18 protein-coding genes and 1 pseudogene are annotated in these 17,917 nt (G+C 67.1%); 8 read left to right on the top strand and 11 right to left on the bottom strand.

Translation table 11 applies throughout. The annotated features are described in order from the left end of the window. The 8 genes and pseudogenes from Q4F04_RS03200 to gloB all read right to left on the bottom strand — a co-directional run. Nucleotides 1–506, bottom strand: a pseudogene (locus Q4F04_RS03200) (ABC transporter permease); the annotation flags it as partial. Between the two features lie 46 nt (nucleotides 507–552). Next, a complete protein-coding gene (locus Q4F04_RS03195; protein WP_303368384.1) occupies nucleotides 553–1,317 on the bottom strand; it encodes a transporter substrate-binding domain-containing protein in 765 nt (254 codons plus the stop codon). Nucleotides 1,318–1,336: 19 nt separating this feature from the next. Continuing rightward, nucleotides 1,337–2,164, bottom strand: coding sequence for an ABC transporter ATP-binding protein (locus Q4F04_RS03190; RefSeq protein WP_303368383.1), 828 nt, complete (start codon nucleotides 2,162–2,164; stop codon nucleotides 1,337–1,339). A gap of 63 nt (nucleotides 2,165–2,227) precedes the next feature. Continuing rightward, the gene (locus Q4F04_RS03185) at nucleotides 2,228–2,677 is read right to left on the bottom strand and encodes a TerB family tellurite resistance protein (protein ID WP_303368382.1); all 450 of its coding nucleotides are present in this window, start codon (nucleotides 2,675–2,677) and stop codon (nucleotides 2,228–2,230) included. A 46-nt stretch (nucleotides 2,678–2,723) separates the two neighbouring features. Next, the gene (locus Q4F04_RS03180) at nucleotides 2,724–3,041 is read right to left on the bottom strand and encodes a DUF1330 domain-containing protein (protein ID WP_303368381.1); all 318 of its coding nucleotides are present in this window, start codon (nucleotides 3,039–3,041) and stop codon (nucleotides 2,724–2,726) included. 4 nt (nucleotides 3,042–3,045) lie between these two features. Beyond that, nucleotides 3,046–3,942: a polyphosphate kinase 2 gene (gene ppk2 / locus Q4F04_RS03175; RefSeq protein WP_303368380.1), complete on the bottom strand. Its 897-nt coding sequence runs from the start codon at nucleotides 3,940–3,942 to the stop codon at nucleotides 3,046–3,048. A 168-nt stretch (nucleotides 3,943–4,110) separates the two neighbouring features. Continuing rightward, nucleotides 4,111–6,426, bottom strand: a complete 2,316-nt coding sequence (clpA, locus tag Q4F04_RS03170) for an ATP-dependent Clp protease ATP-binding subunit ClpA (protein WP_303368379.1) — start codon at nucleotides 6,424–6,426, stop codon at nucleotides 4,111–4,113. Between the two features lie 191 nt (nucleotides 6,427–6,617). Then, on the bottom strand, nucleotides 6,618–7,355 hold the full coding sequence (gene gloB / locus Q4F04_RS03165) for a hydroxyacylglutathione hydrolase (RefSeq protein ID WP_368660695.1): 738 nt from the start codon (nucleotides 7,353–7,355) through the stop codon (nucleotides 6,618–6,620). A 102-nt stretch (nucleotides 7,356–7,457) separates the two neighbouring features. Between gloB and Q4F04_RS03160 the strand changes: the two genes are divergently transcribed. The 7 genes from Q4F04_RS03160 (at nucleotide 7,458) to Q4F04_RS03130 (ending at nucleotide 13,975) form a co-directional block, all read left to right on the top strand. Continuing rightward, on the top strand, nucleotides 7,458–8,267 hold the full coding sequence (locus Q4F04_RS03160; RefSeq protein ID WP_303368378.1) for a class I SAM-dependent methyltransferase: 810 nt from the start codon (nucleotides 7,458–7,460) through the stop codon (nucleotides 8,265–8,267). A 305-nt stretch (nucleotides 8,268–8,572) separates the two neighbouring features. Further along, entirely contained in the window at nucleotides 8,573–9,139 is a 567-nt protein-coding gene (locus Q4F04_RS03155) for a F0F1 ATP synthase subunit delta (RefSeq protein ID WP_303368377.1), read from the top strand. After that, on the top strand, nucleotides 9,139–10,674 hold the full coding sequence (atpA, locus tag Q4F04_RS03150; RefSeq protein ID WP_303368376.1) for a F0F1 ATP synthase subunit alpha: 1,536 nt from the start codon (nucleotides 9,139–9,141) through the stop codon (nucleotides 10,672–10,674). The genes Q4F04_RS03155 and atpA overlap by 1 nt, the downstream gene beginning before the upstream one ends. A 10-nt stretch (nucleotides 10,675–10,684) precedes the next feature. Further along, nucleotides 10,685–11,557: a F0F1 ATP synthase subunit gamma gene (locus Q4F04_RS03145; protein WP_303368375.1), complete on the top strand. Its 873-nt coding sequence runs from the start codon at nucleotides 10,685–10,687 to the stop codon at nucleotides 11,555–11,557. Nucleotides 11,558–11,579: 22 nt separating this feature from the next. Beyond that, the gene (gene atpD, locus Q4F04_RS03140; RefSeq protein WP_303368374.1) at nucleotides 11,580–13,049 is read left to right on the top strand and encodes a F0F1 ATP synthase subunit beta; all 1,470 of its coding nucleotides are present in this window, start codon (nucleotides 11,580–11,582) and stop codon (nucleotides 13,047–13,049) included. Nucleotides 13,050–13,058: 9 nt separating this feature from the next. Continuing rightward, on the top strand, nucleotides 13,059–13,508 hold the full coding sequence (locus Q4F04_RS03135) for a F0F1 ATP synthase subunit epsilon (protein WP_303368373.1): 450 nt from the start codon (nucleotides 13,059–13,061) through the stop codon (nucleotides 13,506–13,508). A gap of 197 nt (nucleotides 13,509–13,705) precedes the next feature. Continuing rightward, entirely contained in the window at nucleotides 13,706–13,975 is a 270-nt protein-coding gene (locus tag Q4F04_RS03130) for an H-type lectin domain-containing protein (protein WP_368660694.1), read from the top strand. 4 nt (nucleotides 13,976–13,979) lie between these two features. Here Q4F04_RS03130 and Q4F04_RS03125 read toward each other — a convergent pair whose 3' ends face one another. Both Q4F04_RS03125 and Q4F04_RS03120 read right to left on the bottom strand, forming a co-directional pair. After that, nucleotides 13,980–14,753: an alpha/beta fold hydrolase gene (locus Q4F04_RS03125; protein ID WP_303368371.1), complete on the bottom strand. Its 774-nt coding sequence runs from the start codon at nucleotides 14,751–14,753 to the stop codon at nucleotides 13,980–13,982. Then, nucleotides 14,750–15,340 (bottom strand): 2-hydroxychromene-2-carboxylate isomerase, encoded by a 591-nt coding sequence (locus tag Q4F04_RS03120; protein ID WP_303368370.1) that lies wholly within the window; start codon nucleotides 15,338–15,340, stop codon nucleotides 14,750–14,752. The genes Q4F04_RS03125 and Q4F04_RS03120 overlap by 4 nt, the downstream gene beginning before the upstream one ends. Nucleotides 15,341–15,442: 102 nt before the next feature. Here Q4F04_RS03120 and Q4F04_RS03115 point away from each other — a divergent pair, with 102 nt between their 5' ends. Then, nucleotides 15,443–16,462, top strand: a complete 1,020-nt coding sequence (locus Q4F04_RS03115) for a ribose-phosphate pyrophosphokinase (protein ID WP_303368369.1) — start codon at nucleotides 15,443–15,445, stop codon at nucleotides 16,460–16,462. 130 nt (nucleotides 16,463–16,592) lie between these two features. Here Q4F04_RS03115 and purD read toward each other — a convergent pair whose 3' ends face one another. Continuing rightward, entirely contained in the window at nucleotides 16,593–17,855 is a 1,263-nt protein-coding gene (gene purD / locus Q4F04_RS03110) for a phosphoribosylamine--glycine ligase (protein WP_303368368.1), read from the bottom strand. Nucleotides 17,856–17,917 lie beyond the last annotated feature (62 nt).

Raw genomic sequence — 17,917 nt, 5'->3', positions numbered from 1 at the left:
GCCTGCGGCACGGCCTTCATGGCGCCGTAAAGCACGTTGGCCGCAAAGGCGCCGAAGACGAAGGCGAAGGCCGCGACCGCCAGCGCGATGCCGTAAAGGTCATGCACCCATTCGGCGCTGGTGGACAGCGGCATCTTGGCGGCGGCGCAGACCACGAACTCGTTGCCCTGCCTGACCGGCACCGAAGGGTCGCAGAGGAACCGCGAGCGCAGCCACTCGATCCCCTGGTCCAGCGCGATGGGCACGAAGAGAAAGAACACCACGTCCGGCACGCCGCGGACGATCGCCGCATAGGTGCGCCCGATCCAGCGCAGGGGCGCGATCTGCGACCGCGCAGCCAGCGCGCCCAGGAACCCCAGCAGCAGGGCCAGCGGCGCGGTCACGGCCAGCAGCCCCAGCACCGTGCCGAAGGACGCATAGAACAGCATGTGCGTCCCCGAGGTGAGGTAGCACAGCATCCAGGCGAGCCCTTCGAGGGCCTTGGGATCGGCGCAGATGGCGAACATGGTCGTGGCGGGCCGCCGTCACGGAAACGGCGGCCCTGTCCCGGCGTCAGTTCGACGGCTGCGCGGCGTTGCCGGAATCGGCCATGCCGGCGAAGGTCTTGGCCTCGGCGCCCAGCCACTTGACGATCAGCCCGTCCAGCGAGCCGTCGGCCTTCATCTCCGCGATGGCGGTGTCGAAGCGAGCCTTCAGTTCGGTGTCCGACTGGCGCATCCCGATGCCCAGGCCCTCGCCCACGACGACGCGGTCCTTGCCTTCGACCCACACGAGATCCTCCGAGTCACGCTCGAAAGGCACGAGGAAGTCGCGGTCGGCGAAGACGGCGTCGGCCTCGCCGTTGCGGACGGCGGCGATGGCTTCCTCGCCGGTGGCGAACTCGACCAGCGTGGCGCCGGATTCGGCCACATAGCCCGCCTGGATGGTGTTGGTCTGGGCGGCGACGATGCCGGTCACGTCAACATCCGGCGTCAGCGCCAGATAGGCAGAAGGCGGCGGCGGGGTATAGGCATCGGAAAAGGCGATGGACTGGCGGCGTTCGTCGGTGATGTTCATCCCCGCCACGATCGTGTCGTAGTTGCCGCTGACAAGGTTCGGGATGATCGAATCCCAGTCGTTGCGGACCCAGGTGCATTCGGCGCCGATGCGCTTGCACAGTTCATTGCCCAGCTCGATCTCGAAGCCGTCCACCTGGCCGTTTTCATTGACGAAGTTGTAGGGAGGATAGGCGCCTTCGGTGCCCATCCGCAGCGGCTCGGCGAGGGTCGCGCCCGCGCTCAGGGCCAGCACGGCGGCGGCGATCAGCAGGTTCTTCATGGCAGTCTCCCGTTGGTGCTCAGGCGCTTGCGGTGGCGCTGAGGAATTGGCGCAGCCGGTCCGTCCGGGCTGCGCGGAAAATCTGGTCGGGCGGGCCTTCCTCCTCGATCCGGCCCTGGTGCAGGAACACGACATGGTCGCTGACATCTGCCGCCAGCCGCATGTCGTGGGTCACGAGGATCATCGTCCGATGCTCACCCGCAAGGTCCTTGATGACCTTGACGACCTCCTGCTGCAATTCGGGGTCAAGCGCGCTGGTGGGTTCGTCGAACAGCAGCGCCCGCGGCTCCATGCACAGCGCGCGGGCGATGGCGGCGCGCTGCTGCTGGCCGCCCGACAACTGCGCGGGCAAGGCGTCGGCCTTGTCGCCGATGCCGACCTTGTCCAAGAGCTTGCGCGCCCGCGCCTCGACCTGCGCGGCGGGCTGGCCCAGCACGGTCAGCGGCGCCTCCATCACGTTCTGCAGGATGGTCATGTGGGACCACAGATTGAACTGCTGGAACACCATCGACAGGTTCGTCCGCAGCCGCCGCACCTGCGCCCGGTCCGCGGGCTGACGGTCGGGGCCGGTGCCGGTCCAGCGGACCGGCTCGCCCTCGATCACCACCTCGCCCGCCTGGCTGATCTCCAGCAGGTTGCAGCAGCGCAGAAGGGTGGACTTCCCCGACCCCGATGAGCCGATCAGCGTCACCACATGGCCGCGCGGCGCGGCCATGTCCACACCCTTGAGCACCTGCAGCGAGCCATAGGACTTGTGCAGTCCACGGATCTGGATGACCGGGGCAGCCGCCGGCAGGGCGGCCTGTTCCGGCGGGCCGGGCTGTGAGGCGGAGAGATCGGCAGTCATGATCCGTGCATCTGGCGCAAATCGGCAACGGATTGCAACGATGTCGTCACGGGCGGGCTGGCCTCAGCGGGCAGACTGCGTCACTTTCTGCCGCATCCTTGCACTTTCGACATCGGTCACGCCCAGAAGGCTTGCGGCAAGCCGGATCGCCGCGTCCTCGTCGGCCGAACGCTTGCCGTCGGACAGCGCGATTTCCCACATGTCGCCGATGACCTCGGCCCGCTCGTCCAGCGGAATGCGGTCCTTGATGGCGCGGGTGAAGCGGACGGTATCGGGGGCCTCGGCCTCGACCATCTCGGCCGCGGCACGGCGGTCGGCGGCATCGGCCTCGGACAACCCCCGGCGGCGAGCCAGCAGGGCGTCGATATGCCTGCGCTCATCATTGCCATAATGGTTGTCGGCGCGGGCGATGCGCACCAGAAGCGCGGCGATCGCAACCTCCGCATCATCATGCGAAAGGGTGGCGTCGGGCGGGGTTTCCCCCAGCAGGCGAGGCAGAAGGCTACGGAACATGGGGGGATTATCAGGTCCGGTTCCATCCGGCGCAAGTTAAATAAGATCAGTCGCTTTCGTCAGCGATCCTCGGCTCGTCATACCCCTCGGCGATGATGAGGTCAGCGGTGCTGACAGGCTGCCGCAACGCCAAGGCGGCCTGGTATTCGGGGCTGCGATAGCAATCCTGCGCGGCCTGCATCGAGGGAAACTCGATCACCACCGCGCGTGGGCGGACGGCGCCCTCCATCACCGCCTGCGGACCGCCGCGCACGAGGAAGCGTCCGCCGTATTTCGCGAAGGCCGCGGCATTGGCCTGCCGGTAGGCTTGGTAGGCGTCGGGGTCGTCGATGGTCACATGGGCGATCCAGTAGGCCTTGGGCATGGGTTCAGTACCGTTCGGGAACGTAGAGGTCGCGGGGCAGGACCTCGCGCTCATAGTCGGGGTTGAAGACGCGGTCGGGCAGGGTGATCGTCTCCTGCTCGACCTCGGTATAGGGGATGAGGCTCAGCAGGTGGCTGATGCAGTTCAGCCGCGCCCGCTTCTTGTCGTTGCCGGGGACGATGTACCAGGGCGCCTCGGGGATCGAGGTGCGCTCGAACATGTCCTCCTTGGCCTTGGTATAGGCTTCCCAGCGGATGCGGGACTGCAGATCCATGGGCGACAGCTTCCACTGCTTCAGCGGGTCGTGGATGCGCATGAGGAAGCGCATCTGCTGTTCCACGTCGGTGATCGAGAACCAGTATTTCACCAGCCGGATGCCCGAGCGGACCAGCATCCGCTCGAACTCGGGAACATCATCGAAGAACTGATCGACCTCGGGTTCGGTGGCGAAGCCCATCACCCGCTCGACGCCCGCGCGGTTGTACCAGCTGCGGTCGAACAGGACGATCTCGCCGCCGGCGGGCAGGTGGGGGACGTAGCGCTGGAAATACCACTGGGTCTTTTCGCGGTCGGACGGCGCGGGCAGGGCCACGGTGCGCACGACGCGGGGGTTCAGGCGCTGGGTGATGCGCTTGATGACGCCGCCCTTGCCGGCGGAATCGCGCCCCTCGAAGAGGACGACGACCTTTTCCTTGTGGTGGCTGACCCAGTCCTGCAGCTTGATCAGTTCCGACTGCAGGCGCAGCAGTTCGTGGAAATATATTCTGCGGGGCAGGGGGTTGGGGTGCATCTCCTTGTAGGCGGCCGCGATCTGCAGGGGCAGCATCGCATCCTCAAGATCAAGCTCGAAATCCTCGTCCAGTCCTTCGTCGATGGTGAGCAGGTCGAGGTCAGAGGCCATGATGCGCTTTCCTGTCGGGCGATTCCGGCCCTTGAAGCATGGATGCATGAAGAAATCATGTCGGCCCGCTGACACGCCTGCCCTTGCATCGCTCCGGCGGGCTGCCTGCGCATCGCGCGTCCGGGCAAGAGAAAAGGCGCCGCGGGGGCGCCTTTTCCGATCATGGGTTCATTCCGCCGTCAGCAAGGGGGTGCGATCCTTGCCCAGCCGGGGCGTGGAGGGGCCTTCGATATCGAAGACGGGCTTGTCGTCCTCGATGCGGACCTTGACGATCCCGCCCTTCATCAGGCGGCCGAACAGCAGTTCCTCGGCCAGAGGCTTCTTGATCGTCTCCTGGATCACGCGGGCCAGCGGGCGTGCGCCCATCCGGTCGTCGTAGCCCTTTTCGGCCAGCCAGTTCGCGGCCTCGGGCGTCAGCTCGATATGGACGTTGCGGTCCATGAGCTGGGCTTCCAGCTGCAGGATGAACTTCTCGACCACCTGCACGATCACCTCGCGCGGCAGCGGCGCAAAGCTGATGACCGCGTCAAGCCGGTTGCGGAACTCGGGCGTAAAGGTGCGCTCGATCGCCTCCTTGTCCTCGCCCTCGCGCCGGTCGCGGCCGAAGCCGATGGCCGCGCGGGCCTGGTCAGCGGCACCCGCGTTCGAGGTCATGATCAGGATCACGTTGCGGTAGTCGACCTGCCGGCCGTTGTGGTCGGTCAGTTTGCCGTGGTCCATGATCTGCAGCAGGATGTTGTAGACATCCGGGTGCGCCTTCTCGATCTCGTCCAGCAGCAGCACGCAATGCGGATGCTGGTCCACGCCGTCGGTCAGCAGGCCGCCCTGGTCGAAGCCGACATAGCCGGGGGGTGCGCCGATCAGGCGCGAAACCGCGTGCTTCTCCATGTATTCCGACATGTCGAAGCGCAGCAGTTCCACCCCCAGCGTGTTCGCCAACTGCTTGGCGACCTCGGTCTTGCCGACGCCGGTCGGGCCGGCGAACAGGTAGTTGCCGATGGGCTTTTCCGGCTCGCGCAGGCCCGCGCGGGCCAGCTTGATCGACGACGCCAGCGCCTCGATCGCCGCATCTTGCCCGAAGACCAGTCGTTTGAGCGTCTTTTCAAGGTCGCGCAGCACCTCGGCGTCGTCCTTGCTGACGCTTTTCGGGGGAATGCGGGCGATCTTGGCGACGATCGCCTCGATTTCCTTGGGCGAGATCACCTTCTTGCGGCGGCTTTCGGCCACGACATGCTGGGCCGCCCCCGCCTCGTCGATCACGTCGATGGCCGAGTCGGGCAGCTTGCGGTCGTTGATGTAGCGCGAGGCCAGTTCGACGGCGGTCTTGATCGCTTCCGAGGTATAACGCAGCTCGTGATGCTTCTCGAAGCTGGGCTTGAGGCCCATCAGGATCTTGATGGTGTCGGGCACCGAGGGTTCGTTCACGTCGATCTTCTGGAAGCGGCGGCTGAGCGCCCGGTCCTTCTCGAAGTGCTGTCGGAACTCCTTGTAGGTGGTGGAGCCCATGCAGCGCAGCTTGCCGCCCGACAGCGCGGGCTTGAGCAGGTTGGACGCGTCCATCGCGCCGCCCGAGGTGGCGCCCGCGCCGATCACCGTATGAATCTCGTCGATGAACAGGATCGCGTCGGGATGCTCCTCAAGCTCCTTGACGACGGCCTTCAGCCGCTCCTCGAAGTCGCCGCGGTAGCGGGTGCCCGCCAGCAGCGCGCCCATGTCCAGCGAGAAGATCGTGGCGCCCGCCAGCACATCCGGCGTCTCGCCCCGCGTGATCTTCAGCGCCAGCCCCTCGGCGATGGCGGTCTTGCCCACGCCCGGATCGCCCACCAGCAGCGGGTTGTTCTTGCGTCGGCGGCAGAGCACCTGGATGCAGCGCTCGACCTCGTCGGCGCGGCCGATCAGCGGATCGACATCGCCCTGCGAGGCCTTGGCGTTCAGGTCCACGCAATACTTGGCCAAGGCGGAATCCTCCTTGCCCTGCCGTTCCTCGGATTGGGACTGCTCGGCCTCGGCCCCCTTGACGGACCGCGATTCCGAGAAGGACGGGTTCTTCGCCACCCCATGCGCGATGAAGTTCACCGCGTCGTAGCGGGTCATGTCGAGTTCCTGCAGGAAGAACGCGGCATTCGATTCCCGTTCGGCGAAGATCGCGACCAGCACGTTGGCGCCCGTGACCTCGCTGCGGCCCGAGCTTTGGACGTGGATGGCGGCGCGCTGGATGACGCGCTGGAAGGCGGCGGTCGGCACCGCCTCGGACCCGTCCACGTCGGTGATCAGCGTCGAAAGGTCGTCGTCGATGAATTCGGTCAGCAACCGGCGCAATTCGTCCAGATCGACGTTGCAGGCGCGCATGACGCGCACCGCATCGGGTTCTTCGGTCAGGGCCAGCAGCAGGTGTTCAAGCGTGGCGAGTTCATGGCGGTGGCGGTTGGCCAGCGACAAGGCGGAATGGATCGCCTGTTCCAAGGTGGTCGAGAAGGACGGCACGGCACTGCTCCTGTCAGTCGACTGGCGGTCTGGGGCCGTTCGACGGTCCCACCTGACCAGACTGTCACGATACGATTAAGAATCGGTGCATTTCGGCGCGATGCAAGGGGTACTTTGGATACGCCCGGCCGAAGATGCGGCGGTTGAGGCAGATGTGATCACGCGGCCCCCATGTTTCAAGTTCCCCCCCGTCAGCCCTTGAACGAGTCCTTCGCCGCGCGCAGGCGGGTAAAGCTGTCCAGGGGCGACTCTCCGGGTCGCGCCAGTTCGGCCGCGCGCAGGAAAGGGTTGGTCGCCTTTTCGTCGGCCAGCGTGGCGGGAGAGGCGGGGCGACTGCCGTCCAGCGTCGCCTCCAGCCGGTCCTTCAGCGCCTTGTTGCCCGGGTCCACCGACAGGGCGAAGGCACCGTTGCCGCGGGCATAGTCGTGGCCCGAGCAGACCAGCGTCTCGTCCGGCAGCTCCGCCAGCTTCGACAGCGAGCCCCACATCTGCGCGGCCGTGCCCTCGAACAGCCGGCCGCAGCCCATCGCCATCAGGCTGTCGGCGGTGAAGACCATCCCGGCGTCCGGCAGGTGGAAGGCGACATGGCCGACCGTATGGCCCGGCACGTCGATCACATGCACGGACTGGCCGCAGGCCTCGGTCCAGTCGCCGGTCTCAAGCGCCCGGTCCAGCGAGGGCAGGCGCCCGATGTCCGCCAAATTTCCCCAGACCTGCGCGCCGGTTGCGGCCACGATCTCGGGCACCGCCTGAACATGATCGTCGTGGTGGTGGGTCAGCAGGATCATGTCCAGCCCCCAGCCGCGGCGGTCGAGTTCCGAAAGGATCGGCCCGGCCTCGGGTGCATCGACCAGCAGGGTGCAGCCCCGGTCGTGGACCAGATAGGCGTAGTTGTCGGTCAGGCAGCGGATCGTCACCAGTTCGGCCATGATGTCCTCCTCGTGTCAAAGTCACGATAGGCAGGGGTTCCGGCATTGGCAAACCGGCGGGTGGCTTGACGCCGCCGCAAGGGCAGGGCCCTGATGTGGCCCATGCATCACGATGTCGTCGATCTGCGCGCCTTCTATTACCAGCGGGCGCTGGGCCGTGTGGTCCAGCGCGTCCTGCGCGACCGGCTGACCGCCATGTGGCCGCCCGAGCGCGCCATGGGCATGACCGTCGCGGGCTATGGCTTCGCCGCGCCGATGCTGCGGCCCTATCTGGCGCGGGCGCGGCGGGTCATGGCCCTGATGCCGGCGCGGCAGGGGGTGATGCCCTGGCCGGCGGGCATGCCCAACCATTCGGTGCTGTGCGAGGAAACCGCCTGGCCGCTGGACACCGGCAGCCTGGACCGGCTGATCCTGCTGCACGGGCTGGAAACGGCGGACCATGCCGATGCGCTGCTGGCGGAATGCTGGCGCGTCCTCGGCCCCGGCGGGCGGCTGATCGTCATGGCGCCGAACCGCGCAGGGCTGTGGGCGCAAAGCGAGGGGACCCCCTTCGGGATCGGCCGCAGCTATACGCGCGGCCAGTTGGAGGCACAGGCGCGGGCGGCCGGCTTCGTGTCCGAGGTCACGGGGGCTGCGCTCTATATCCCGCCCTCGGATCGCCGCTTCTGGCTGAAAAGCGCGCAGATGTGGGAACGGACGGGCAGCCGCATCGCCTCGGTCCTGATCGCGGGCGTGGTGATCGCCGAGTTCGCCAAGCAGGTGCCCGCGACGATCGGCCCGGCGCAGCGGGTGCTGGTGCCCGGCCCCCTGGACCTGCTGGACGGCATCCGCCGGCCGCGGCCCGCGGCCCGGCCTGCGCCGCATCCCTCGGGCGGGCAGGGCAGGACAGGCGAGGGTCCGGCCAAGGGCTGACGATTCGCCCGGGCCTCCAGGGGCGCGGGTTCCGCGGGAACCCCAGGCGGTCCGCAGCGCTTGACGGGCTGTCGTGGCGGACCTGAATCACCGTCCTTGCGACCCGCAGGGCCGCGGGGACCCGCCTGCCGTGCGAGTGCTTCACTTTTACCCGGCCGGAACGGTTGCGCGTGATGGGCGAGTGCTGCTAGAGACGCGCCAGATTCAGGGGCGCACCGTCCACAGGTCCGTCCTGCCTTGTCCGCACCCCGCGTCCGACCGCCCGCAAGGCGGCCCGTCTGCGGGGTTTCGCGCAAACCAAAGGGGTGTCCGTGGCCAATACCGCTTCGATTTCCGCAAACATCGCCGGGCGTTATGCGCAAGCCGTGTTCGATCTGGTCAGGGAGGAAGGCGGCCTCGACCGGCTTTCGACCGAGGTCGAGAGCCTGCGCACCACACTGGACGCCAGTGCCGACCTGCGGACCCTGATCGGCTCGCCCCTGTATTCGCGCGAGGAACAGGAATCGGCCATCACCGCCATTGCGGAACGCATGGGCCTGTCCCATATCCTGACCAACACGCTGCGGCTGATGGCGCAGAACCGCCGCCTGTTCACCCTGCCGCAACTGGTCGAGCGTCTGGGCGACCTGATCGCCAAGGAACGCGGCGAGGTCACGGCCGATGTCGTCAGCGCAGCCCCGCTTTCCGACGACCAGCAGCGCCGCCTGACCGAGACACTGGCGCAGAAATCCGGCAAGACCGTGAAACTGAACACCCGCGTCGATGAGGGGCTCATCGGCGGAATGATCGTCAAGCTGGGCTCGCAGATGATCGACAGCTCGATCCGCTCGAAGCTCGCTTCTCTCCAGAATGTCATGAAAGAGGTCGGATAATGGGAATCCAGGCTGCCGAGATTTCGGCGATCCTCAAGGATCAGATCAAGAATTTCGGTCAGGACGCCGAGGTGGCCGAGGTCGGCCAAGTGCTGTCGGTCGGCGACGGCATCGCCCGCGTTCACGGCCTGGACAAGGTGCAGGCCGGCGAGATGGTGGAATTCCCCGGCGGCATCCGGGGCATGGTGCTGAACCTTGAAACCGACAACGTCGGCATCGTGATCTTTGGCGACGACCGGTCCATCAAGGAAGGCGACACCGTCAAGCGCACCCGGTCCATCGTGGACGTGCCCGTGGGGCGCGAACTTCTGGGCCGCGTCGTCGACGCGCTGGGCAACCCCATCGACGGCAAGGGCCCGATCAACGCGACCGAGCGCCGCGTGGCCGACGTCAAGGCCCCCGGCATCATGCCGCGCAAGTCGGTGCATGAACCCATGGCGACCGGCCTCAAGTCCGTTGACGCCATGATCCCCGTCGGCCGCGGCCAGCGCGAACTGATCATCGGCGACCGCCAGACCGGCAAGTCGGCGATCGCGATGGACACCATCCTGAACCAGAAGAACTACAACGGCCGTGAAAACGACGGCATGAAGACACTGCACTGCTTCTACGTCGCCATCGGCCAGAAGCGGTCCACCGTCGCCCAACTGGTCAAGAAGCTGGAAGAGACCGGCGCGATGGCCTACACGACCGTCATCGCCGCGACGGCCTCGGAACCCGCGCCGATGCAGTATTTGGCGCCTTACGCCGCGACCGCCATGGCGGAATATTTCCGCGACAACGGCATGGACGCGCTGATCATCTATGACGACCTGTCCAAGCAGGCCGTGGCCTATCGCCAGATGTCGCTGCTGCTGCGCCGTCCGCCGGGGCGCGAGGCCTATCCGGGCGACGTCTTCTACCTGCATTCGCGCCTGCTGGAGCGTTCGGCCAAGCTGAACGAGGACTTCGGCGCGGGCTCGTTGACCGCCCTGCCGATCATCGAGACTCAGGCGGGCGACGTGTCGGCCTATATCCCGACCAACGTCATCTCGATCACCGATGGCCAGATCTTCCTGGAAACCGACCTGTTCTTCCAGGGCATCCGTCCTGCCGTGAACACCGGCCTGTCGGTGTCGCGGGTGGGGTCGGCCGCGCAGACCAACGCGATGAAGTCGGTCGCGGGTCCTGTGAAGCTGGAACTGGCGCAGTACCGGGAAATGGCCGCCTTCGCGCAGTTCGGCTCGGACCTTGACGCGGCGACGCAGAAGCTGCTGAACCGCGGCGCGCGCCTAACCGAGTTGATGAAGCAGCCGCAGTATTCGCCGCTGACGAACGCCGAGATCGTGGCCGTCATCTATGCCGGCACCAAGGGCTACCTGGACAACATCCCGGTGGGCGAGGTCGGGCGTTGGGAAGACGGGCTGATCGCCTTCCTGCGCAACCAGCATGCCGATGTCCTGGACTGGCTGACCCGCGAAGACCCGAAGATCAAGGGCGAGGCGGAGACCCGGCTGAAATCGGTCCTGGACGCCTACGCCAAGACCTACGCCTGAGGAGGGACAGATGCCCAGCCTCAAGGCGCTGAAAACCCGGATCGGAAGCGTCAAGAACACGCGGAAGATCACCAAGGCGATGCAGATGGTCGCCGCCGCCAAGCTGCGCCGTGCGCAGGAAGCGGCGGAGGCCGCGCGCCCCTATGCCGACCGCATGTCCGCCGTGATGGCGGGCCTGACCGCCGCTGCCAGCGGGTCGGATGGCGCGCCCCGCCTTCTGGCCGGGACGGGCGAGGATCGGCGCCACCTTCTGGTGGTGCTGACCTCGGAACGCGGGCTTGCCGGCGGCTTCAACAGCTCGATCGTCAAACTGGCCCGCCAGCACGCCGAGGCGCTGCTGGCCCAGGGCAAGGAGGTGGCGATCGTCACCGTGGGCAAGAAGGCCCGCGAACAGTTGCGCCGCGACATGGGGCAGCGCTTCGTCCATCACGTGGACATGTCCGAGGTCAAGCGCGTGGGCTACGAGAACGCCCGCGAGATCGCCGACGGCATCCTCGATCGCTTCGAGGCGGGCGATTTCGACGTGGCGACGCTGTTCTACAGCCGCTTCGAATCCGTCATCAGCCAGGTTCCGACCGCGCGCCAGATCATCCCGGCCGTGATCGAGGAAGGGCAGACCGAGGCCAACGCGCTGTATGACTACGAGCCGGGCGAGGAGGCGATCCTGTCCGAGCTGCTGCCGCGGTCGATCACCACGCAGGTCTTCGCGGCGCTGCTTGAAAACGCGGCCTCGGAACAAGGCGCGCGGATGACCGCCATGGACAACGCGACGCGCAACGCGGGCGACATGATCGACCGGCTGACGACGCAGTACAACCGCTCGCGTCAAGCGGCGATCACCACCGAACTGATTGAAATCATCGCGGGCGCCGAGGCGCTCTGACCGAAAACATAGGGGTAAGAAGATGGCAGAGGCTCAAGCCCGCAACATCCTGGCCGACGAGCCGTCGCGCGCTGGCGCCCAGGGCAAGATCACCCAGGTCATTGGCGCCGTCGTCGACGTGCAGTTCGACGATTACCTGCCGGCGATCCTGAACGCGCTGGACACCGAGAACAACGGCAAGAAGCTGGTTCTGGAAGTCGCCCAGCACCTGGGCGAGAACACCGTCCGCACCATCGCCATGGACGCGACCGAGGGTCTGGTCCGCGGCGCCGCCGTCACCGACACCGGGGGTCCGATCTCGGTTCCGGTTGGTCCGGCGACGCTGGGCCGCATCCTGAACGTCGTGGGCGAACCCGTGGACGAACGCGGCCCGGTCGAGGCGACCGAGACACGCGCGATCCACCAGCCCGCGCCCGAGTTCGCGGCGCAGGCGACCAGCTCGGAAATCCTCGTCACCGGCATCAAGGTCATCGACCTGCTGGCGCCCTATTCCAAAGGCGGCAAGATCGGCCTTTTCGGCGGCGCAGGGGTGGGCAAGACCGTTCTGATCATGGAGCTGATCAACAACATCGCCAAGGTGCACTCGGGCTATTCCGTGTTCGCCGGGGTGGGCGAGCGGACCCGTGAAGGGAACGACCTTTACCACGAGATGGTGGAATCGGGCGTCATCAAGCCGGACAACCTGTCGGAGTCGCAGGTGGCGCTGGTTTATGGCCAGATGAACGAGCCTCCGGGGGCGCGGATGCGCGTGGCGCTGACCGGCCTGACCGTGGCGGAACAGTTCCGCGACGCGACCGGGACGGACGTTCTGTTCTTCGTGGACAACATCTTCCGCTTCACCCAGGCGGGGTCCGAGGTGTCGGCGCTGCTGGGCCGCATCCCGTCAGCCGTGGGCTACCAGCCGACGCTGGCGACGGACATGGGCGCGATGCAGGAACGCATCACCTCGACCAAGTCGGGCTCGATCACCTCGATTCAGGCCGTCTATGTTCCGGCCGACGACCTCACCGACCCGGCGCCGGCGACGACCTTCGCCCACCTCGACGCCACGACTGTTCTGTCGCGTGCGATCTCGGAACTGGGGATCTACCCGGCCGTTGACCCGCTCGACTCGAACAGCCGGATTCTCGATCCGGGTGTCGTGGGCGAGGAGCATTATCAGGTCGCCCGCGACGTCCAGGGCATCCTGCAGAAATACAAGTCGCTGCAGGACATCATCGCCATCCTCGGGATGGACGAACTGTCGGAAGAGGACAAGCTGACGGTGGCCCGCGCCCGGAAGATCCAGCGCTTCCTGTCGCAGCCCTTCGACGTCGCCAAGGTCTTCACCGGCTCGGACGGCGTGCAGGTGCCGCTGGAAGATACGATCCGCAGCTTCAAGGCGGTTGTGGCCGGCGAATACGACCACCTGCCGGAAGCGGCCTTCTACATGGTCGGCGGCATCGAGGACGTGAAAGCCAAGGCGCAGCGCCTCGCCGCTGACGCGGCGTAAGGGGGCGACATGGCCGACACGATGCAGTTCGACTTGGTGTCGCCGGAACGCAGGCTGGTCTCGATCCCGGTGCGCGAGGTTCGCCTTCCGGGCACGGATGGCGACCTGACGGCGATGCCGGGTCACGCCGCGACGATGGTCACGCTGCGGCCCGGTCTGGTCACGGTGGTGGACGCGCAGGGCACGGCGACCGAGTTCGCCGTGACCGGCGGCTTTGCCGAGATCAACGGCGAATCCGTCAGCCTGCTGGCCGAGCGGGGCCATGCCCGCGCCGAGATCACGCAGGAGATCTACAACGAGATGATGCGTGACGCGCGGCGTTCGCATCAGGGCGTCGAGGCGCGGCGCGAGTCGGTCGGCGACGAGGTGGTTGCCGCCTCGGCCAAGATGCTGGGCGACATGCAGGCGATGGGCACCCATATCGGGCTGGACCCGAACCAGTCCACCGTGCCGGACTGAAGGCAGGGGACTATCTGTAAAGACAGGCACCTCGCCCGTTTCCACGGGCGGGGTGTTGTCGTTCCATTCATCTGGATAGTGGTTTTGCGGCATCGTCGCCGCGCAAGAGGGGGCGGATGCTCCGGTTCAGTCACACGGCGGTCGGTGTTCAGCAAGGCAGCGCCTTCCTGTTTTCTGCATTCGAGGATGGCGGCCCGATGTGGACAGGGCGTGGTCCGCGGGTCGAGCGGATCGCGGTGGTCTTCGACACCCCCTTCCGCGACATCCCGCTGGTTCACGTCGGCCTGTCGATGTGGGACATCTCGGTCGAGGGAAACCAGCGCGTGGACATCACGGTAGAGCATGTGACGCCGACGGGCTTCATCCTTGCGTTCCGCACCTGGGGCGATACCCGCGTGGCGCGGGTCCGGGCCGACTGGCTGGCGATCGGTCCTGCCGACCACGTCGATGATTTCGAGCCTGATTGACCCGTCAGGCCCGGTCGAGGTTCTGCGCCACCAGCGCCGTAACCTCATCGGGATGCGTCACTGGGGCCATGTGGCCCGCGCCGGGAACAGTTGCGCAGCGGGCGTCCGGCAGTCTGCTGGCGAGCGTGTCGAAGATCTCGCCCACGACTGCGGGGGACTCGGCACCCGCGATCAGCATGGCGGGGGCGGCGAGTGCTTCCAGCCCCTCCGGCCGCAGGATGGCGTGGATGTCTGCGCTCAGAGCCGCGTCGGTTTCAAGGATCAGCGGCATCAGCGCGACCGCGGCCTGCTGCATCGAGCGCGGCATCGCGTCATAGCCGCCCGGCGCGCCCCATACGCTGAGAAACAGCCGTGTCGCCTGCTCCATCTCTCCGGCACCAGCCAGCGCGGCAAGCTCGTCGTCCAGCGCATGACCGGAGTGCGAGGCGGCGAACAGCACCGGCTCGATCACCGTCAGCGACCGAACCCGCTGCGGCGCGCTCACCGCAAGCCGCAGGGCGACCGTGCCGCCGATGGAATGGCCGATCAGGTCCACGGGGCCGTCGCCCAGCAGCCCTTGGGCGATGCGGGTTACGGCGGAATGGTAATCCTCGCCTTCCCTAGGCTGCCACGCGGCGCTGCGGCCATGCGAGGGCAGGTCGAAGGCGGTCAGGTCCACCCGGTCGCCCAGCCGCCGCGCCATCGGGTCAAAGGCGCGACCGCTGCCCATCATGCAGTGAATCGCGAGCGCCGGACGCGAGAGGTCGCCGGGCCAGTGGCGGACATGGACCTCGCTCACAGCGAGGCCAGGTGCCGGTCGAGGAAGTCCAGCCGGTCCTGACCCCAGAACCGCTGGTCCGTGTCCAGGACGTGGTAGAAGGGGACGCCGAACACCCCGGCCTCGACCGCCCGTTCCAGGTTGCGGCCATAAGCCTCGGCGCCGACGAACAGCCCGCGGTCCGCAAGGCCCGGATCGAAGCCTGCCTTCGCCAGCGCGTCGCGGATGACCTGATCCTCGGCGATGTCGCGGCCTTTGGCGAAGCGCGCCTCAAGGATCGCCCGCACCAGTGCCGCCACGTCGCCGCCTGCCTCTTGCGCGGCGATGATGGCGTAAGCGGCCGGCGCGGCGTTGGTCAGGGCCACGTCGATCCGGATCGGCATCCCCAGATGCTCGGCCCAGCGGGGGAGTTCCTGCTTGCGGTAGTCCAGCCGCGAGGGGTGGCGGTTCTGCGGCCTCGTGCCGCCGGTGCGGTCGAAAAGCTGCATGATGTCCAGCGGACGATAGGTGATCGTCGCACCATGACGTTCCGCGATCCGCTCCGGCCGGTCGCCGGCCAGATAGGCCCAGGGGCTGATCGGGCTGAGGTAATAGTCAATCGCGGCCATGTCACACGCCCTTTCAGCGGTTTGCCCGGACGCTAGCGCGGTGCTAATCGGGGCGCAATCCGGCGATTCCCGGCCGGGTGACCCTAGCGACCAAGGACTCCGATGCCTGCAATGACCGAACCCAAGCTGATCGCGGGCAACGCGAATCGCCCGCTGGCCACCGGAATCGCACGGCGGATGTCGATGCACCGCGGTATGAACGTGGACCTCGTCAATGCCCGTGTGGAACGCTTCAACGACCAGGAAATCTTCGTCGAGGTCTACGAGAACGTCCGCGGCGAGGACATGTACATCATCCAGTCCACGTCGAACCCGGCGAACGACAACCTGATGGAGCTGCTCATCATGGCCGACGCGCTGCGGCGCAGCTCGGCCAACCGCATCACCGCCGTGATCCCCTATTTCGGCTATGCGCGGCAGGACCGTCGCGCCAAGGCCCGCACGCCCATCAGCGCCAAGCTGGTCGCGAACATCCTGACCGAGGCAGGCGTGGACCGCGTGCTGACGCTGGACCTGCACGCGACCCAGATCCAGGGGTTCTTCGATATCCCCGTGGACAACCTTTACGCCGCGCCGATCTTTTCGCTGGACATCATGCACCACTTCAAGGGCCGCATGGACGACCTGATGATCGTCTCGCCCGATGTGGGCGGCGTGGCCCGCGCGCGCGAGATCGCGGCCCGGATCGACGCGCCGCTGGCGATCGTGGACAAGCGGCGCGAGAAGGCGGGCGAGATCGCCGAGATGACCGTGATTGGCGACGTGGCGGGCAAGACCTGCATCATCGTGGACGACATCTGCGACACTGCCGGAACGCTGGTGAAGGCCGCGCAACTGCTTTCGGATCATGGCGCGACCGAGGTCCATTCCTACATCACCCACGGCGTTCTGTCCGGTCCGGCGGTGGGGCGCATCGAGAACTCGATCATGAAGTCGCTGGTCATCACCGACTCGATCACCCAGCCCGAGGCGGTCAAGAATGCCCGCAACATCCGCATCGTGCCCACCGCGCCACTCTTCGCGCAGGCGATCATGTCCACTTGGAACGGCACCTCGGTGTCCTCGCTGTTCGAGCTTGAAACGCTGCAGCCGATCTATGAAGGGATGTATGCGGCAGTGTGAGGCCCCGCAGGGTGCGTAATGTTCACGCACCGATGCGGCAAGTGGATGGTGCGTGCTTCGCAGGCACCCTACGGCTAGTTCCGATCTGAGACCTTGCAGGGTGCGTGGTTTCCACGCACCCCTTTCCGTTTCACAACGCCCGCCAGCCGACGTCGCGGCGGAAGAAGCCGTCCGGCCAGTCCACGCCCTCGGCCAGCGCATAGGCCCTGTCGCGCGCCTCGGCCAGCGTGGCGCCCCGTCCGGTGGCGTTCAGCACCCGGCCGCCCACGGACACCAGCCTTCCGTCGCGTTCGGCCGTGCCCGCGTGGAAGATCATGCTTGACGAGGTCTCGGCCAGATCCGGGGGCAGGCGGATCGGGCTGCCCTTGGCGTAGTCTCCGGGATAGCCTTGCGCGGCCAGCACCACCGTCAGCGCATGATCGTCGGCCCAGGTCACCGCGACGCTGTCCAGCCGCGATTCGGCACAGGCATGGATCAGGTCCATAGCCTGAGCCCCCAGCCGCATCATCAGTACCTGGCATTCCGGGTCGCCGAAACGGACGTTGTATTCCACCAGTCGCGCCCGGCCATCCCGGATCATCAGCCCGGCGTAAAGCACGCCCTGAAAAGGCGTTCCGCGCCGCGCCATCTCGTCGACCGTCGGCTGGATGATCTGGGCCATGACCTGCGCCTGCAGGTCCCCGGTCAGGATCGGGGCGGGGGAATAGGCCCCCATGCCGCCGGTGTTGGGTCCGGTGTCGCCTTCGCCGACGCGCTTGTAGTCCTGCGCGGTGCCGATGGGCAGGCAGGTGGTGCCGTCCACGAGGACGAAGAAGCTGGCCTCCTCGCCCTCCATGAACTCTTCGATCACCACCTCGGCGCCTGCCGCGCCAAAGGCGCCGCCGAAGGCCGCATCGATGGCTTGGATCGCCTCGTCCTCGGTCATGGCGACGGTGACGCCCTTGCCGGCCGCCAACCCGTCCGCCTTGACGACGATGGGCGCGCCCTTGCTGCGGATGTAGTCGCGGGCCGGGCCGGCCTCGGTGAACCGCGCCCAGGCGGCGGTCGGCGCGTCGCAGGCATCGCAGATTTCCTTGGTGAAGGCCTTGGACGCCTCAAGCCGCGCCGCCGCCTGGGACGGGCCGAAGACGGCGATCCCGGCCGCCCGTAGCGCATCGGCCACGCCCGCGGCCAAGGGCGCCTCGGGGCCGATCACCACCAGGTCGATGGCATGTTCCTCGCAGAAGCCTGCGACCGCCGCGCCGTCCTCGACGGCAAGCTCCGCGCAGCGGGCGATTCCCGCGATCCCGGCATTGCCCGGCGCCACGATCAGCCTGTCGCATTTCGGGTTCTGCCGGATCGCCCAGGCAAGCGCATGTTCGCGCCCCCCGCCGCCGAGGATCAGGATGTTCATGCAAGGCCCCCTTTATGCTTCCGCCCGCTTTAGGGCGGCAGGGCGGGGGCGGCAAGCGACTG

This window comes from Paracoccus sp. (in: a-proteobacteria) (assembly GCF_030536915.1).
In the GTDB taxonomy this organism is placed as follows: domain Bacteria; phylum Pseudomonadota; class Alphaproteobacteria; order Rhodobacterales; family Rhodobacteraceae; genus Paracoccus.
Note: the sequence above shows the minus strand (reverse complement) of the source record. Positions and strands in the feature narration are given on the sequence as shown.

Bases quoted from the DNA above. Each gene is read 5' to 3' on its own strand.
- Q4F04_RS03120 (WP_303368370.1), bottom strand. From the start codon at position 15,340: ATGGCCGCGATTGACTATTACCTCAGCCCGATCAGCCCCTGGGCCTAT.
- Q4F04_RS03190 (WP_303368383.1), bottom strand. From the start codon at position 2,164: ATGACTGCCGATCTCTCCGCCTCACAGCCCGGCCCGCCGGAACAGGCC.
- atpA (WP_303368376.1), top strand. From the start codon at position 9,139: ATGGGAATCCAGGCTGCCGAGATTTCGGCGATCCTCAAGGATCAGATC.
- Q4F04_RS03135 (WP_303368373.1), top strand. From the start codon at position 13,059: ATGGCCGACACGATGCAGTTCGACTTGGTGTCGCCGGAACGCAGGCTG.
- Q4F04_RS03185 (WP_303368382.1), bottom strand. From the start codon at position 2,677: ATGTTCCGTAGCCTTCTGCCTCGCCTGCTGGGGGAAACCCCGCCCGAC.
- ppk2 (WP_303368380.1), bottom strand. From the start codon at position 3,942: ATGGCCTCTGACCTCGACCTGCTCACCATCGACGAAGGACTGGACGAG.
- atpD (WP_303368374.1), top strand. From the start codon at position 11,580: ATGGCAGAGGCTCAAGCCCGCAACATCCTGGCCGACGAGCCGTCGCGC.
- Q4F04_RS03180 (WP_303368381.1), bottom strand. From the start codon at position 3,041: ATGCCCAAGGCCTACTGGATCGCCCATGTGACCATCGACGACCCCGAC.
- Q4F04_RS03160 (WP_303368378.1), top strand. From the start codon at position 7,458: ATGCATCACGATGTCGTCGATCTGCGCGCCTTCTATTACCAGCGGGCG.
- Q4F04_RS03195 (WP_303368384.1), bottom strand. From the start codon at position 1,317: ATGAAGAACCTGCTGATCGCCGCCGCCGTGCTGGCCCTGAGCGCGGGC.
- purD (WP_303368368.1), bottom strand. From the start codon at position 17,855: ATGAACATCCTGATCCTCGGCGGCGGGGGGCGCGAACATGCGCTTGCC.
- gloB (WP_368660695.1), bottom strand. From the start codon at position 7,355: ATGGCCGAACTGGTGACGATCCGCTGCCTGACCGACAACTACGCCTAT.
- Q4F04_RS03115 (WP_303368369.1), top strand. From the start codon at position 15,443: ATGCCTGCAATGACCGAACCCAAGCTGATCGCGGGCAACGCGAATCGC.
- Q4F04_RS03130 (WP_368660694.1), top strand. From the start codon at position 13,706: ATGTGGACAGGGCGTGGTCCGCGGGTCGAGCGGATCGCGGTGGTCTTC.
- Q4F04_RS03145 (WP_303368375.1), top strand. From the start codon at position 10,685: ATGCCCAGCCTCAAGGCGCTGAAAACCCGGATCGGAAGCGTCAAGAAC.